The sequence below is a fragment of the Desmospora activa DSM 45169 genome, assembly GCF_003046315.1.
Classification (GTDB): domain Bacteria; phylum Bacillota; class Bacilli; order Thermoactinomycetales; family DSM-45169; genus Desmospora; species Desmospora activa.
In genome coordinates this window covers 116,118-130,830 of record NZ_PZZP01000003.1, presented here as the reverse complement: position 1 = coordinate 130,830, position 14,713 = coordinate 116,118, and the positions used below count along the sequence as shown (strand labels likewise).

The following is a 14,713-nucleotide window of genomic DNA, read 5'->3' as shown; positions in this document are numbered from 1 at the left end:
AACCAGCATGAACCGGGATAATCCTTGGGTTTCAATTTGGCTTCGACCGAGTGATACGATTCGCGAAGTGCTTGACCAACCGATGAAATGGCCACTCATTCTGGTTTTGTTGAGTGGGATCGTTACGATGTTGGATTATCTATCCAACCGCAGTTGGGGGGATTTCAGCCCGATCATACTGCTCTTGCTCGGTGCGATCGTGATCGGACCGATTGCCGGATTGGTCGGATGGTTTATCGGGGGCGGAATCTTTTATGGTATGGCTCGTCTGTTTGGCGGGGTAGGGGATTTCCATGAAACCTTGAAAGCGGTTTCCTGGTCTCTGATTCCCATTGTAGTGAAAGGGACTCTTTGGCTTCCGTTGTTGCTGATCTATGGTAGAGAGATGTTTACCTCAGATACACCTGTGATGGCAAGCAGCTTTGTATTGACGATACTCTTTCTTTTTATCAGTTTATTGGATCTGGTTGTCATGGTATGGCAGGTCGTCATTTTGTCCCATGCCATCGGGGAAGTGCACGCATTTTCCGCTTGGAAGGGTTTTGCCTCGGTGATCTCCGTTCCGCTCGCCTTTGTCCTGCTTTTGTTTATAATCAGTGGATTGATTTACGGGTGAAGGGGGCATCGGAATGAAAAAACATTTATGCTCGTTTCATTCCTTGTTAACCAATAAACGCGGGGCATCAACCGTCGAGTATGTAATCATACTCGTTGCCGGCTTGTTATTAGGGACGCTGCTCGTTGGGGTTCTTTCCAGCGATGAAACGAAAAATACGATCTCTACCGCCATTAAAAACGCCATCAACGGTGAAGCGGGTGGTGGTGGTTTTGAGCCTGCGGAATCGGTAAATGAACCCACAAATGAACCCGTCAATGCTCCAGCAAATCAACAGACCACTCAAGCAAATGAATCCTCTAACACGCCTGCCACCCCCGCGTCCTCTCCGCAAGATCCGTTAAGTTTGTTTCCCGATTTTGTCAATGATTCACTGATTTGCCTCGGTGGTGTCGCAAACTGTTTGCTCAAAGAAGATGTAAAACAAGATATCCGTGATGCCTTCCAGGACCCTGAAGGATATATAAAAGAAGTGATTGGATATGAAGACCTGAAAGAATCCTTCGATAATCTAACCAGTATCGACGTTGTACAGCAATGGAATGATTTTCGGGATGATCCACTTGCATTCGGTCAACGCAAAGTCGATTATCTCAAGGATCAGTGGAACGAATTTAGTGAGGATCCGGCCGGAAACTTGTGGGGGCTGGGCAAAGAAGTGATCGGTTGGAATGATGTGGTTGCCTGGTGGACAGGTGAAGACCCCAATACCGGCGAAGAATTACGCGTACCCAACCGCAATTTTCGCTTGCTAACAGCCCTCCCCTTGCCGACGAAAGCATTAAAATTGACAAAGTTGGCGGACTCGGATATCGTCGATCGATTTGTTGGTTTGGCTTGTGCGAATACAAATTCCGGCTCCTGCCCCAACAGGACACAAAGGGATAACTCGCACTCTCCTGGCTCCCCGGAACATAGGGAAGCGCGTTGGCAGGAGTATTTAGAGAGGAAGGAAAGGGAGGGAGAGAACCCACAAAGCAGAGAACAATGGGAAGCAACTTATGAAAATAATATCAACAGGGCCAGAATCTCCAATGAGAAAATGAATGAATATGCCGGCCGACTGGGTTGGGGGGAACGGGAAAAGAGTGTTACGGTTGAGATTGGCGGGGAAGAATATACGAGAAGGTTTGATATTGCAGACATTGAGGGATCCAGAGCGATTGAACATAAAACGAGCACCAGACGAGATGGTTCCTCTACTACATTTTACAATGATGAGGAAATCCGCTGGGAGATCGAGAGAGATGCGAGACTCCAATCTGAGGAGGGTTGGGAAATCGTCTGGGTGTTTGAAAATGCAGAGCTGAGTGCTCCGCTAAAAGAAAACCTCGATCGAAACGGTATCCAATGGGTTGTGATCGGTGATGGCGAAACCTACGATCCCAAAACCGGTGAAAGAAAAGACAAAGACGGAAATGTAATCACAGATGCAAATGAGAATAACGATGAAAATAATTCAGAAGGTGGTGGATCAAATGACTCCAACAGAAATCGACCAGGAAGGTGAGGAAAGGGGATTCCGGTTTTGGTTATCGGAGATGGATAACCAACTGCAAATGCTGCGAGTCCAATTGCCCGCTGAAGTTGGAACACGCTTAGATTTTAGTGTAGAGTCTCTGTTGGCATTGGAAAAATGGATGCTTGCTAATTTTAACACCCATCAAGAGATGAATGCAGACCAAAAAGATCAACTCGCCCGCTATACCGGGGAAGTTCTCCGTAAAGGATTAAACGGTTTTTGGGGATTGGAGACGCGGGAAGATCACATGTTTTATCTCATTCCCCATGTGTATCCTGCCGCGGTCTGCCCTCTTCGTCTCGTCACGACTGCGGTTTCTAGAAACCGGGGAAACTTCCTGCACAACATGATCAATCGTAAATTGGAAACCGTCAACCGAAAGGAGGAGCAGGAAGGATTGAACTATGATCCAAACCATCCGGAACTGCAATCATTTCTCGCCAAGCGGGATCGGGAGTTGCAATGGTTCTTCTCATCCATCCCGGCGGAAATCGCCCAACAATTAGATTTTTCTCCCCAATCCCTGTCCGTTTTGGAACAATGGATGCTCAACCGCTATCCCGATGCGGAATCTACCAAGGAAGATTATAAATGGATGGAGCCGATTCAAGTCTATCTAGGGGAAACCTTTCGGAAAGAGCTGGGCGGTCAATGGTTCTACTGTGCAGAAGAAGAACACCCTTTTGCAGGATTTCATATCCTAGATGCGTTTTATGACCATCCGGATCCACTCTTCCCTGGGGATTTGATCATTACTTGTTTGATGAGGCGGACCGGTTCGTATCTGGAGGATATCTTGGATATTCGCCGGAAGCGGATGTTGGTTGATGGGGGGTAATTTGCTGTGGAAGAAGGGGAGATGTCGACAGTAAAGGGAGAGAGTCAATCCGATCGCTTATTACTCTTGGGGGTTTTATAGTAGCGGCTCTTTGCATCGGGCTCGATAAATCTTAATGGCTCTTTTGTTTCCGCTCTAACTTTTTTGAAATTCTCTCTAGCTTCCGCAAGTGTTAAATGATTGGGAGGACTATAGCGTGTAGTGTCGTCATTTCCGTCATCTTCCCAAAAACACACCGGGCAAATTTCGTATTGATCACGCTCTGATAAATTTTCGTATTCAAAGCATGGACAGGCCATCAATTTTTCCTCTTCACCATCAACAGTAATGTCATTTCTTTGTATCTGTGTGATTTGGTTGGAGAGGTATTCATTTTTTACACCGACAAAGGTATGCTTTAGCGCTTCTATTAAAAGAGGATTGTAGCGCTCATCCATTACATCTCTCATCGGTTCGTCAGAACTGAGAATCTCTTGTTTTAGTGATTCAGGTAACAGTTCAAATTTAGGATCATAATCATCGAAGCACCACCAGTTTAATAAAAGGGATATCCGTTTTTCTCGTGATAGTTTATGGAGTTTGTATTTTGAGAGTTTGGTGATTGCGTCATTTCTGTTCAAAATTATTAGCTGCTTTACTTTCATATTAAAAATCCTGACAATCAATGCCCTATGACTATTTTCCTTTTATTTTGTGGATAAACCCTGTAAATTCCTTTGTATATAAAGGAAGCTTTATTTCCTTTAAATCATGCAGGGGTTGTTTTATCAATACAAAAAAGGAGGTATACCCAAGGGTGACCAATCTATTTCTTTTTCCGTTTATAGTTTCTTTACATATCATCTTCTCTAAATAAAGCTAAACATTTACTCATAAAAGGAGTTATCTTTGGATTTTGATTTGTTTTACGATAATTAATAGAAGAGATCACTGCTTACGAGTGTTTGAGAGAAAGGAAACAATTTATTTGTTAATCTCTCCAATAGCGCTTATTTTAAGTTATAATGCTCTTTTTCATGATTTTTTTGATTCAAGTCAAATCTTATCAGGTAGGAAAAATCAATAAAACTTATTTTCCCGTTCTAATCAAAAGCAATTTATCTAAAATGAAAGTCGAATGCAAAAAATCTATTTTTAAATAGTAGTTCATTGGTTATAAATTCTTTTTACCCCTTGTCTTTTCCAGCTGGTTGGGAATATAATGACAGTTGAATAAGAAATGGTTTCCAGAATTGTGACCTTTCAAAGGATGAATTTATGTGGCTGAACACTTACTCTATTGGATTTTGATTGGTCTATTAATTGCTGCCACTATCTCGGATCTTCGGGAACGACTTATTTATGATCGCTTTATACTTATTGGACTGGTATCTGCTATCATAATTCGCTTTTTTCACCATCCTGAACCATGGTGGAACTACTTGCTAACGGGTGTCATTGTATTAATTATATTAACAATAATTGCTGCCTTAACTAATGAACGTTCAATAGGTGGTGGAGATGTAAAGCTATTTGCCATGATTGGGTTTGCGGTAGGATGGGAAGCGTTTTTTTGGATTTTCTTATTATCTCATGTATTAGCGGCTATTTTTATGTTAGCATTGAAATTTTTCCGGTGGTCAAAAATTGGTAGACATAGTGAATTTCCATTTGCCCCTTTTATACTTGCGGGAACAGTTTTGATATACAGCCAATTTTGGATCTGAGCTTTGGTTTTTTGAACTGGTGAATATGAACAACAAAAATTCTCTTAATAAGCGGGTGTCCAAGCATGCAAGATGCAAAACGACGAGCAATTATTTTTCTTATATTGGCGTTGGCGTTGGCTGCTGTGGCTGGATTTTTGTTTATGCAAAAGGTAAGTGCGGTGGACTCCCAGTTGGGCAATCACCTAACAGTGTATGTAGCAGCAAAAGAGATATCATCAAGAGAACTTTTAACCCCAGAAGATTTTACAGCGGTAAATGTCCCCGCTAAATACGTACAAGAGTCGGCGGTAACAGATCTAAATCAGATTCAATTGGGAGATTACCCCTACTCGATTGATCGTCTGGTTGCTATCGCACCAATGAAAAAGGGAGATTTACTTACTAATAATCTATTAAAATCACAGTCATCTTTGACAGAAAATAATAATCGAATGGTAACATTGGCTCAATCAGATCGTGTTAAATTTGATGGGTCACTAGAAGTAAACGATCGAGTAGACATTGTAGTATCTAATAGAAATGATGGGAAAGTTAATACCAGTATTTTTATGACAGATGTTCCAGTGGTCGCTATGACAGGGGACGGGAAAGGTATCGGGTTGGAGATGCCACTCTCTGATGCTGAAAAACTGATTCATGAAGAAAATTTTGCTGCTGCAATTCGTGTTTTGAAGGCACCTACCGAAGAATCTAATAAAAAGCGGCAACCTTCCAATGAAAACCAAGATAACGGTGAACAACAAAGTCCCCCTCCATCTACTGAGGATGGTAGTCAACAAACGGAACAATCTGATGAGGTTGATGCAATAATTGATCCAAACGGCCCAGGAACGGAAGATAATCAGGATACTGGAATGTAATACGATCTATTCGGGAGGTAAAACTGTGACAACAACTCATCATAAACTCCTTATTGTGAGCGAGGACAAACACCAAACGGAGGATATAAGTTCAAGAGTAGCGACTATATTCTCAGAAATTCACTCCCTGAAACCGGTTGAAGTTAGAAAGGAAATCAGCCGACTGAAACCGGATATTGTAGTATTACATGAACAAAAAAATGCTAATAGTATTCAGCTGATACCTTATATATCTAAGGAAGTTTCAGGTGCATTGATTGTTTATTTAACTGAGCAAAAAGATCCATTGCGCACCAGGGATTTAAATCGAGCGGGAGCATTTGATATTTTGTTCTTACCAGATGAAATCCAAGCTTTAGAAGATGTATTAGGTCGAGCTGTACAAGCCTTTGAAAAAAGTCAAGAGGATAAAGATGATTTTACTTCAAATTGGGCAAAAGGAAAGGTGATGGCGTTTTATAGTGGCAAAGGAGGCCAAGGAAAAAGCCTTGTCACATCTACTTTAGCCCAAACCATTGGCTTGGATTCCAATTCCAGTGTGCTACTAGTCGACTTAAATCTCCAATACGGAGGGGTCGAGACAATCCTACAATTAACAAATGAGAGGAATATCTATGATCTTGATCCCGTATTACAAGAATTAAACGATAACCATATACGTAGTGTAACGGTGGTTGAACCGAAATCACAAATCGAGGTTTTAGTAAGCCCGGTAAATGCGGAAGTAGCGGAACTAGTTACAGAAGAACATGTTGAACGCTTGTTGCGTACTGCACGATTGTATTATGATTACATTTTGGTGGATCTCCCTTCCGAAATGACACCTATCAGTTATACAGTATTGGAAGAAGCAGATCAGATTGGATGCGTGCTCGTCCCTGATATGTTATCAATGACCGTACTTAATTCTGTGTTGGATCTTTTCTCTAAATTAGGCATTGACCCAGCAAACCGTTTGAATATAATTTTGAATCGGATGAGCCGTGAAACCGAGCTGTCACAAAAAGATGTTGCCAAGCACTTCCCGTTTCCAGTTATCGCATCTTTACGGGAAGATTCAAAGCGTATTCAGCGAATCTTAAACGAAGGTAAACTAATTCGTACATCCCGTAATGAACGTGGTTTACCCTTATTTGGTCGGGACATTCAAAAGCTAGCCCGTTGGCTGTTAACGATGGATTCTATGAAATCTGCTTAGGGGGTACTAGAATGTCTCTGTTTTCTCAAACTCGAAAAAATAACAAACAAAAATCATTGGAGAGGGAAAACTCTACTCGCCAAGCTTCTTCGATGCATGATACTCAACTAGATAACCTAGCCAAGCATTTTAAAGCACGTCTGCTTAGGGAAACGGATTTAGAAAAGTTAACCCAAATGCAATCTTCTGAACTAAGAATAACTCTTGATCGTTTGATTGGCCGGTATCTGGCTGATGAGCAAGTGGTTATTACCCAACACGGTCGTGAACGGCTTATCTCACGTATTATCAACGAATCAGTGGGTTACGGTCCGTTGGAGTCCCTGTTGGAAGATGAAGACATTACAGAGATCGTCGTTAACGGACCAAAGGAAGTGTACTTTGAAAAAAAAGGACGATTGCATAAGACCGATATTCAATTCCGGGACGAAGAGGCCTTACGTCATGTTGTTGATCGAATTGTAGCTCCTATCGGACGTCGAATTGATGTCAGTTCTCCAATGGTAGATGCTCGTCTACCCGATGGTTCTCGTGTAAACGCGGTGATTCCCCCAGTTAGTCTAAAAGGGACACTTATTTCTATCAGGAAGTTTAGAAAAGAACCAATCGCTTTAGATGATTTGGTCTCATTTGGGAGTTTAACCCCTGAAATGGCTCAATTTCTAAACAGTCTGGTTCAAGCAAAATTAAATCTTATTATTTCAGGGGGAACAGGTAGCGGAAAAACGACACTACTTAATGCCTTGGCTTGTTTTATACCTGAAAATGAACGGATTGTTACCATTGAAGATATGGCTGAACTTCGCATTCCTCATGGACATGTTGCGGGAATGGAAGCACGCCCCGCGAACGTTGAGGGAAAAGGTGAAGTTACCATTCGCCAATTGGTTCGAAATGCATTACGGATGCGTCCTGATCGAATCATTGTCGGTGAGGTACGGGGATCAGAAGCTTTTGACATGTTGCAAGCAATGAATACTGGTCATGAAGGTTCGTTGACTACCATCCACTCAAATTCCCCTTCTGACGCCTTAAGTCGTCTGGAAGCGATGGTGATGATGTCAGGAATGGACTTGCCCTCAACAATTATTCGTCAGTACATTGTGGGGGCAGTCGATTTAATTATTCAAATTGGCCGTTTACCGGACGGGCAAAGAAAAATGCTAGAGATTACGGAGATTTCTGAGCAACCTGATGGCTCTATCAAGGTACAAGATATTTTTCGCTTTGTTCAAACTAATGTTAACGAAGAAGGACAAGTGGAAGGATATTTTACTGCCACCGGAAAAATCCCAGGCTGTATCGATCGACTTAAAGCATATGGTGTACCCGTAGATCCACAAATATTTAAGCCAGTAACACAGGGGGCTATGACATGATCATCGCCATCCTAGGAGGAATGTCAGTTTTCTGCATTCTTATGGTTTGGTTTTACATTTTACACTACCGTTTAGCAAAAAAACAAACATTCGAAACTATGGGCGGTCTAACCAGTCTTGTTGAAGAAGAGCGCTGGTCAGATCGATTAGCAGATAAATTGGATCAGCAGAAATGGGCTAAACGGTTGGAACCCCAGTTAAAGAGAGCGAGCTTAAATATCCGTCCTTCAGAGTATGGAGCATTATTGTTCGCGGTCGGTTTATTTCTACTCTTTCTTTTTTCCTTTTTGCTGGAAGCTCCCTTATGGGTGGGGTTGTTTATAACTACAATGTTAATTCCGATTGCATCCAAAATGTTTTTAGCTTCCAGAAAAATGATTTATATTAATAGGATTAACAATCAACTGTCCGAAACTTGTCGACTATTATCCAGTGCGGCAAGAGCTGGATTATCAATCTCTCAAGGTTTGGAACTGGTAATCCAAGAACTGCCGTCACCGATTAAGGATGAAGTGGGGATTGTTGTTCGAGAAACTAAATTGGGTAGAGATTTGGAACACTCGTTAAATGATATGCTTGAACGTGTTTACAGTAAAGATATACAAGTCTTTGTAAATGCTTTGATCATCCAGCGGCGAGCAGGTGGAGATTTGGCTACGGTTTTAAGCGAAATGGCAAATACAATGGAAGAGCGAAAAATTATTAACAAAACGATTGATGCTTCCATCTCGCAGGCGCGATATTCAGCCTACCTACTTCCGTTGATTTCGCTTCTAATTGTTATAATGATGAGCCAAATGATTGAAGGTTTCTTTGACTTTTTTACTTCCATATATGGTTTGATTGTTTTGGTGATCTTTGTTGGTATGCAGGTACTTGCGTTTTTCCTCGTCAAAAAAATTGCCGATATTCGATTTTAAGAAGGGATAGCCATGGAATCCTTTGCTTTGTTTGTTATAGCAGTAATTATTTGGTTTTTACTCCTGTTTGCAGGCTTGAATTATATTTTCTTCCGCCGTGATCATCAAGAAGTGGATAAACAGCTGGCTAAACGTATTACTCCTCGAAATGTCATGGCAAAGGAATTCAACAAACTGGATATACTCCATCGTTGGATGGATGCCATGGCTGAACGCGGTAGTAAAATAGAGGTAATGAGTGATTCTCAAACAATAACACAAGACCTTATTCTGGCGGGAAATCCTTATGGTTTAACCACAGACCGTATTAATGGAGCCAAGATGTTGGGAGCTATTTTTGGGGGTGGCGTGGGCTTTTTCTTGTTCCTGATCGGGTTTCCAATGGGAATTATTCTGCTGGTGTTTTTACCTGTTGTTTGTTACTTGTCTCCCATGCTTCTCATAAAGTATTTGGCTAAGAAGAGGCAAGAAGAGATGAGGATGGAGTTACCCGATTTCATGGATATGATGAGTATTACGCTTAAGGCGGGTATGGGATTAGATGAAGCTTTGGCTTATTATGTTTCAACTAATAAAGGTCCCTTAAGCGATGAGTTTGGACGTATGCACCAAGAGATTAACTTTGGTGTCCAAAGGGAGATGGCTTATCGTTCCCTTATGAAGCGTACAACATCAACGGAATTGGAAGCTTTAATACAGAGTATGATTCAGGCTAACAATCTCGGCACCCCTATCGCTGAAACTTTTGCTCTACAAGCAGAGGAAATGCGGCGTATGCGGGCAGAGAAAGCAAAAGAGGCTGCAGGGAAAGCAGCACCTAAAATATCATTGGTTAGTGCGTTTGTTATTGCTCCTTCCATTGTGATGTTGATCTTGTCTGCCTTTATCTATTCCTTCTTTGTTGCAAAAGAAATTTTTTAATGATTTCAGGAGGTGATGCGTAGGAATTAGTGAATAATGTTGTTTTGTAGGAGCTGGAAAGGATATTTAATTTAAGGAGGACTTATGTTGAGTAAAGTGAAAATGATGTTGGAAGAAGCAAAAGAGTATATGCCAAATTTCAGAAAACCCCTGGCAAGTAAAAAAGGTTCGCCCACACTGGAATATGTCGGGATTTTGGCTGCTGGAGCTTTATTCGCCGCTTTGTTGGTGGCGGTATTTTCGGATGATGATAATACAATCTTCTCTGAATTACAAGAACGGGTGACAAACGCAATTACCGGTGGTGGCGATGACGACTAATAAGTCATGGATGATAGTGATAAGGGTGGCCGTCAATTGACGGCCATCTCAATAAAAGGGAGGCTTTGATGATAATGAAACGTTCAATAATTCTCTTGTTGACGTTTCTGTTGGTCGTGGGATGTAGCAAAGATCCCTCAAATCCGGTATCCAATCAAGATGCCGGCAATAAAGAACCGCAGGAAGAAGCAAGGGAACGAAGTGAGGAAAAAATCCCCACTGCCGCCACCGATCCGGATGAGATTTTTATGCAGAACCCAGGTCGGTTAATGGAAAATGGGGAACTTAATGAAGACGAATTAAAAGAAGTCCTGGAAAATATACCCGAAGGGCTTTCAGAAGAGGAGATTTACGATCATTTAATTTATTACCTAGCACAGGATTACCAAAGTACATATCAAGAATTGCAAGCATTTGATCCTTCCAATCAACCTCATGTAGAAACTCCAGATGGAGAGATCCAGCTTCCAGAACTTGAGCAGATCAATGTGTTTGTGTTACTGGACGCGAGCGGCAGTATGGCTGGAAAAGTGCGGGAGGGAGTTATGATGGATCTGGCCAAGAAAGCGATCCAGGATTTTACGAAGGAATTGCCTGAAGATGCTAACGTATCCTTGAGAGTATACGGTCATAAAGGCAGCAATCAAGAAAAAGATAAACAGGTTTCCTGTGAGAGTAATGAAGAAGTATATGAATTGGGCGCATATAAGCAATCGCGCTTTAATCAGGCGTTGGATCGATTTTCACCGACGGGATGGACCCCATTGACGAGTGCGATTGATGAAACAACGAAAGCAGTAGAAAAAACCGACGGAAAAACGAGAAACATCGTGTATGTGGTAAGTGACGGTGAAGAAACTTGTGGCGGTGATCCCGTCAAAGCGGCTCGTGAATTGAATGATGCTGGAGCACAAACCGTAATCAACATCTTAGGGTTTAATGTAGACAATAAAGGACAAAAGCAATTGATGGATATGGCCAAAGCCTCTAATGGGACCTATAAAAATGTCCTTTCCGGTAGTGATCTGGATAGTTATTTAAAAGCGGAACAAAAAAGGATTGAACGGGAATGGGATGTTTGGAGAACCAAAAATCGATTGGAGGCAGACAAGATTTGGGCTGAGAATTATCAAAGAATGAATGAATTGGTATATGATAATGGTTTAAGGGGGTTGGTGAAAGTAGAGAAAAAACATTTGTTACAGGGGGTTGAAACACTTAATGAGATGGGAAAGGTGGATGACCTAATTAATTTAAGATCTTTGATTAACAAGAGAGATAGAGAATTAACAAGCCGTGCGCTTAAATTCCAAAGAGACATCTCAAAAAGGCTGCGTGAAGAACGTGAAAAGGCAAAATCTGAAATAGAGGAAAAAAGAGATGAAAACAAAGATAACTGATCTGTTAACTTTGAGGTTTTTTCACCGAAGATTTACTAATAAAGAAGGGAATGCCACCGTTATTTGGGTGGTATCTCTTCCGGTATTTATGGTATTTCTATCATTCCTAGCTTCTATGGCAACAGCATGGATTGGCCATTCGTATTCCATGAGTTCCGCCGATGCCATAAGTTTGGCTATCACAAAAAAAATGGATGAATGGGTACAGAGGGAACGCATAGCTCAAATGACAAATTTAGCAAGGAGAAATGGGGATTTGCAACCTGGAGATCCCGGTTATATTGATCCATACAACTATCTTTTAGGAACGGAAGCGAAGCGAGAAACATTTATGAGAAGGGTAATTAAAAAATATGAAAATCAAATACAGTCAACTGCGCGGGAGTATGCTGAAAAAAATGGTGGAGGACAGTCTGGAGTGGTTCGCTTTTCAAAAGGGGGGCGGGTAGAAGTAATTGCAGAAACACCTTATGAGCCTCAATTATTCAAAGATGCTATTCCTTATGATCGAGTGAAAGGGAGTAGTGTTGGACCAAAAAGAAGTTTTTTTGAATGGATTCCAGATTCGTCCGCTGAGGAAGTTCGATATTAACGAAATCAAGAGGTGCCCAATGAGATGAAATCCATATTTAAAAGGCACATTTCAAAACGTAAGGGAAGTGTAACAGTCGAGTCCATCATTATCCTAACGCTTTTTCTTTTTATGACTCTTTTTGTGTGGCAATTTGTTGTAGCAGGGATAGCAATTTTAGAAACCCAGGATTGGTTGAGTAGAGCATCAAGGGACTTGGCCATGGGAGAACCAAAAGCAGATGTAGAACAACTTGCAAGGGATCGTTTTAAGAGTGCCGCGTACTATACATTAAATGACATCCACCTTGAACTAGAGGACGAAAAAGCAACAGCAAAAGCAGAAATAGGAATTCATCCGGTTGTGAAAGGTTTGCCTATTTTTCCATATCAAACTGAAGTGATCGCTCCCGTTATGAATGAATGAGGAGGATGAAATGATCCCGAGACTTTTTCGTTTAGGTAAAAAAGGGGCATCTACTGTAGAGTTTGTAATCATATTACCCCTGTTTATATTAATGACAATGGTACTCTGGCAAGCGGTTGTATTGGGAAAAGGGATTATGGATACTCAGGCCGCCCTGCGAGATGCAGTGAGGGTTGCTGCTACAACCGGTGATGCAGAAAAAGGAAAAGAACAAGGCGAAGAATCATTTGGTGATTGGGGCAATTACCAAATGAAAAACTTCACTGTAGAAATAGATAACAATGAAGCGGTTGCGAAAGCTGAAACCGAAATCCCCATTCTGTTTATGAAATCGACTCCCTATACGTATACATCAGAGGCACAAGCTCCAGTTGTGAAGCCAGTTAATGTTTATGCCGGTTTAGAAATGCCGCCTATGGGAGACGGAGAATTTGGTATGCCGGTTGCAAATCCCATTATTACATCTGATTACGGTATGCGATGGCATCCAGTTAATGGAGGGTATAAGCTTCATTCAGGACTTGACTTTGGAGGGCCGTATGACACCCCGATATATGCTATAGGTGACGGGGTAGTTACTTACGCGGGTTGGATGAACGGATATGGATATACCGTTGATATCAACCACGGCGGAGGCATTGTTTCCCGGTATGCCCATCAGGAATCACAATACATTAGGGTTACCCAAGGAGAACAGGTAACAAGAGGGCAGCGCATAGGAGGAATTGGCAATACAGGGTGGTCAACTGGGCCACATTTGCACTTTGAAATAAGGGTAAATAACGTCCCTCAGGATCCAAAACCGTATATTTTTTAAAGTAGTGGATTGATTTCATTTTATTAGAACCCGAGTACAAGTGCGGTCCAAAAAATTGGTCACTCCTATTCGATGTTGACCGCACTAGTTCGGGGATTCATAATAAAGGAAGTGTGTCCAGTGAGTCGATCAATAAAAAAGAAAATAGCGATTGTATTATTAAGTTTTTATCTTATCTCTAATATCCTCCCTTTTACAATTCCTATCACCTACGCTGATAATTATCAAGCACCGGAGAGATATCAAGCACCGGAAAGATATCAAGCACCAAAGCAATATCAGGCACCGGAGCAATATCAAGAACCGGAGCAATACCGGGCTCCTGATGAGTATAATAATTCGGATCAAAATCAAGATCCAGATGAGTACAATGGCAACCAGGGTAACGGGAATAATAATGGTACCACAAATGGTCAGCAACTTTATAACTCGCTCAAATATGTCTTTAATAATGTTGTTGTCGGACAAGTTAGGTTAGTCGATGCTGCGAGAGTCATGTTAGATGACCCCTCTAACACTAATCTTAATAGCTTTACTGGAAGGCATATGGGGTACAACTACTTTGCAGGCAATATCATAAGGGGTGGTCTTGGACTAGCCGTTCCTGCGAATTCCGGTTGGAAGACGGCTTTAGATACCTGGCAAGGTGTAGATAATACAATTGATGTAGTCAGCAATGTTAGGGGTGCAATGGCACTTCAGCAAGCGCAAAGACTAGAAGCTGCCGGGGATTTTGCTGCTTTAGCTCGAATGTCTGACAGTATACCCAAACCGATGACTGGGTTAGGGAAGTTTGCTGCTTGGGCTGGAGTGGCGATCGGTACGGGAGAAGGAATCTATCATACTTATAGAGCCTTTACTACATCAGGTCAGGAGCGAACAGATGCTATCTTCGGAGCAGCAGGAGGATTTGGCGGGGCTCTGATGGCCGGTGCACCTTTGGTAGCAGCAGCTTGCCCACCGCTTGCAGCGGGAATGGCTATCGTTGGTGGTCTAGCATGGGGAGTAAGCACTATTTATGCTAATCGGGAACAGATTGGACGTGCTTGGAATGCGGTAAGCGAGAGAGTGAGCTCTGGTTGGAATACGGTAAGCGAAAGAGTGAGCTCTGGTTGGAATACGGTAAAGGGCTGGTTTTCCTAAGTGAGACATCACACAGAGCTAGTGCTCATCGGAAAATGTTGTTCTTAGATCGTTGATGGAACAGTGGGAATG

The 14,713-nt window shown here is 42.0% G+C and carries 16 protein-coding genes; 15 read left to right on the top strand and 1 reads right to left on the bottom strand.

The features are described 5' to 3' along the window. Window positions 1–7: 7 nt before the first annotated feature. The 3 genes from C8J48_RS16725 to C8J48_RS16715 are packed head-to-tail and all read left to right on the top strand — an operon-like array spanning window position 8 to window position 2,976. Entirely contained in the window at window positions 8–616 is a 609-nt protein-coding gene (locus C8J48_RS16725) for a Yip1 family protein (protein WP_107728407.1), read from the top strand. 13 nt (window positions 617–629) lie between these two features. Then, on the top strand, window positions 630–2,126 hold the full coding sequence (locus tag C8J48_RS16720) for a DUF4244 domain-containing protein (RefSeq protein ID WP_107728406.1): 1,497 nt from the start codon (window positions 630–632) through the stop codon (window positions 2,124–2,126). After that, complete coding sequence (locus C8J48_RS16715; RefSeq protein ID WP_107728405.1) at window positions 2,095–2,976, top strand: hypothetical protein; 882 nt, start codon at window positions 2,095–2,097, stop codon at window positions 2,974–2,976. Before C8J48_RS16720 ends, C8J48_RS16715 begins: the two co-directional genes overlap by 32 nt. 44 nt (window positions 2,977–3,020) lie before the next feature. Here C8J48_RS16715 and C8J48_RS16710 read toward each other — a convergent pair whose 3' ends face one another. After that, window positions 3,021–3,620, bottom strand: a complete 600-nt coding sequence (locus tag C8J48_RS16710) for a CPCC family cysteine-rich protein (RefSeq protein WP_245891270.1) — start codon at window positions 3,618–3,620, stop codon at window positions 3,021–3,023. 615 nt (window positions 3,621–4,235) lie between these two features. Between C8J48_RS16710 and C8J48_RS16705 the strand changes: the two genes are divergently transcribed. The 12 genes from C8J48_RS16705 (at window position 4,236) to C8J48_RS16650 (ending at window position 14,641) form a co-directional block, all read left to right on the top strand. Then, a complete protein-coding gene (locus C8J48_RS16705; RefSeq protein WP_170105656.1) occupies window positions 4,236–4,682 on the top strand; it encodes a prepilin peptidase in 447 nt (148 codons plus the stop codon). Between the two features lie 65 nt (window positions 4,683–4,747). Continuing rightward, window positions 4,748–5,545: a CpaB family protein gene (locus tag C8J48_RS16700; RefSeq protein ID WP_107728403.1), complete on the top strand. Its 798-nt coding sequence runs from the start codon at window positions 4,748–4,750 to the stop codon at window positions 5,543–5,545. A gap of 25 nt (window positions 5,546–5,570) precedes the next feature. Continuing rightward, complete coding sequence (locus C8J48_RS16695; RefSeq protein WP_107728402.1) at window positions 5,571–6,743, top strand: CpaE/TadZ family protein; 1,173 nt, start codon at window positions 5,571–5,573, stop codon at window positions 6,741–6,743. An 11-nt stretch (window positions 6,744–6,754) separates the two neighbouring features. Continuing rightward, window positions 6,755–8,122, top strand: coding sequence for a TadA family conjugal transfer-associated ATPase (locus C8J48_RS16690; RefSeq protein ID WP_107728401.1), 1,368 nt, complete (start codon window positions 6,755–6,757; stop codon window positions 8,120–8,122). Next, a complete protein-coding gene (locus C8J48_RS16685; RefSeq protein WP_107728400.1) occupies window positions 8,119–9,042 on the top strand; it encodes a type II secretion system F family protein in 924 nt (307 codons plus the stop codon). The genes C8J48_RS16690 and C8J48_RS16685 overlap by 4 nt, the downstream gene beginning before the upstream one ends. A 12-nt stretch (window positions 9,043–9,054) precedes the next feature. Then, window positions 9,055–9,963 (top strand): type II secretion system F family protein, encoded by a 909-nt coding sequence (locus C8J48_RS16680; RefSeq protein ID WP_107728399.1) that lies wholly within the window; start codon window positions 9,055–9,057, stop codon window positions 9,961–9,963. An 87-nt stretch (window positions 9,964–10,050) separates the two neighbouring features. Then, on the top strand, window positions 10,051–10,284 hold the full coding sequence (locus C8J48_RS16675; RefSeq protein WP_146160524.1) for a hypothetical protein: 234 nt from the start codon (window positions 10,051–10,053) through the stop codon (window positions 10,282–10,284). A gap of 74 nt (window positions 10,285–10,358) precedes the next feature. Next, the gene (locus tag C8J48_RS16670; RefSeq protein WP_170105654.1) at window positions 10,359–11,684 is read left to right on the top strand and encodes a VWA domain-containing protein; all 1,326 of its coding nucleotides are present in this window, start codon (window positions 10,359–10,361) and stop codon (window positions 11,682–11,684) included. Further along, complete coding sequence (locus C8J48_RS16665; RefSeq protein ID WP_107728396.1) at window positions 11,665–12,276, top strand: hypothetical protein; 612 nt, start codon at window positions 11,665–11,667, stop codon at window positions 12,274–12,276. Before C8J48_RS16670 ends, C8J48_RS16665 begins: the two co-directional genes overlap by 20 nt. A gap of 24 nt (window positions 12,277–12,300) precedes the next feature. Further along, window positions 12,301–12,681, top strand: coding sequence for a TadE/TadG family type IV pilus assembly protein (locus C8J48_RS16660; RefSeq protein WP_107728395.1), 381 nt, complete (start codon window positions 12,301–12,303; stop codon window positions 12,679–12,681). Window positions 12,682–12,691: 10 nt separating this feature from the next. Continuing rightward, a complete protein-coding gene (locus tag C8J48_RS16655; RefSeq protein WP_170105652.1) occupies window positions 12,692–13,498 on the top strand; it encodes a peptidoglycan DD-metalloendopeptidase family protein in 807 nt (268 codons plus the stop codon). A 120-nt stretch (window positions 13,499–13,618) separates the two neighbouring features. Beyond that, a complete protein-coding gene (locus tag C8J48_RS16650) occupies window positions 13,619–14,641 on the top strand; it encodes a hypothetical protein (protein WP_107728393.1) in 1,023 nt (340 codons plus the stop codon). The last annotated feature ends 72 nt before the right edge of the window (window positions 14,642–14,713 follow it).

Excerpts from the sequence above, each read along its gene's own strand:
- C8J48_RS16665 (WP_107728396.1), top strand. The coding sequence starts at position 11,665 with ATGAAAACAAAGATAACTGATCTGTTAACTTTGAGGTTTTTTCACCGA.
- C8J48_RS16685 (WP_107728400.1), top strand. The coding sequence starts at position 8,119 with ATGATCATCGCCATCCTAGGAGGAATGTCAGTTTTCTGCATTCTTATG.
- C8J48_RS16680 (WP_107728399.1), top strand. The coding sequence starts at position 9,055 with ATGGAATCCTTTGCTTTGTTTGTTATAGCAGTAATTATTTGGTTTTTA.
- C8J48_RS16725 (WP_107728407.1), top strand. The coding sequence starts at position 8 with ATGAACCGGGATAATCCTTGGGTTTCAATTTGGCTTCGACCGAGTGAT.
- C8J48_RS16700 (WP_107728403.1), top strand. The coding sequence starts at position 4,748 with ATGCAAGATGCAAAACGACGAGCAATTATTTTTCTTATATTGGCGTTG.
- C8J48_RS16660 (WP_107728395.1), top strand. The coding sequence starts at position 12,301 with ATGAAATCCATATTTAAAAGGCACATTTCAAAACGTAAGGGAAGTGTA.
- C8J48_RS16720 (WP_107728406.1), top strand. The coding sequence starts at position 630 with ATGAAAAAACATTTATGCTCGTTTCATTCCTTGTTAACCAATAAACGC.
- C8J48_RS16710 (WP_245891270.1), bottom strand. The coding sequence starts at position 3,620 with ATGAAAGTAAAGCAGCTAATAATTTTGAACAGAAATGACGCAATCACC.
- C8J48_RS16670 (WP_170105654.1), top strand. The coding sequence starts at position 10,359 with ATGAAACGTTCAATAATTCTCTTGTTGACGTTTCTGTTGGTCGTGGGA.
- C8J48_RS16690 (WP_107728401.1), top strand. The coding sequence starts at position 6,755 with ATGTCTCTGTTTTCTCAAACTCGAAAAAATAACAAACAAAAATCATTG.
- C8J48_RS16655 (WP_170105652.1), top strand. The coding sequence starts at position 12,692 with ATGATCCCGAGACTTTTTCGTTTAGGTAAAAAAGGGGCATCTACTGTA.
- C8J48_RS16715 (WP_107728405.1), top strand. The coding sequence starts at position 2,095 with ATGACTCCAACAGAAATCGACCAGGAAGGTGAGGAAAGGGGATTCCGG.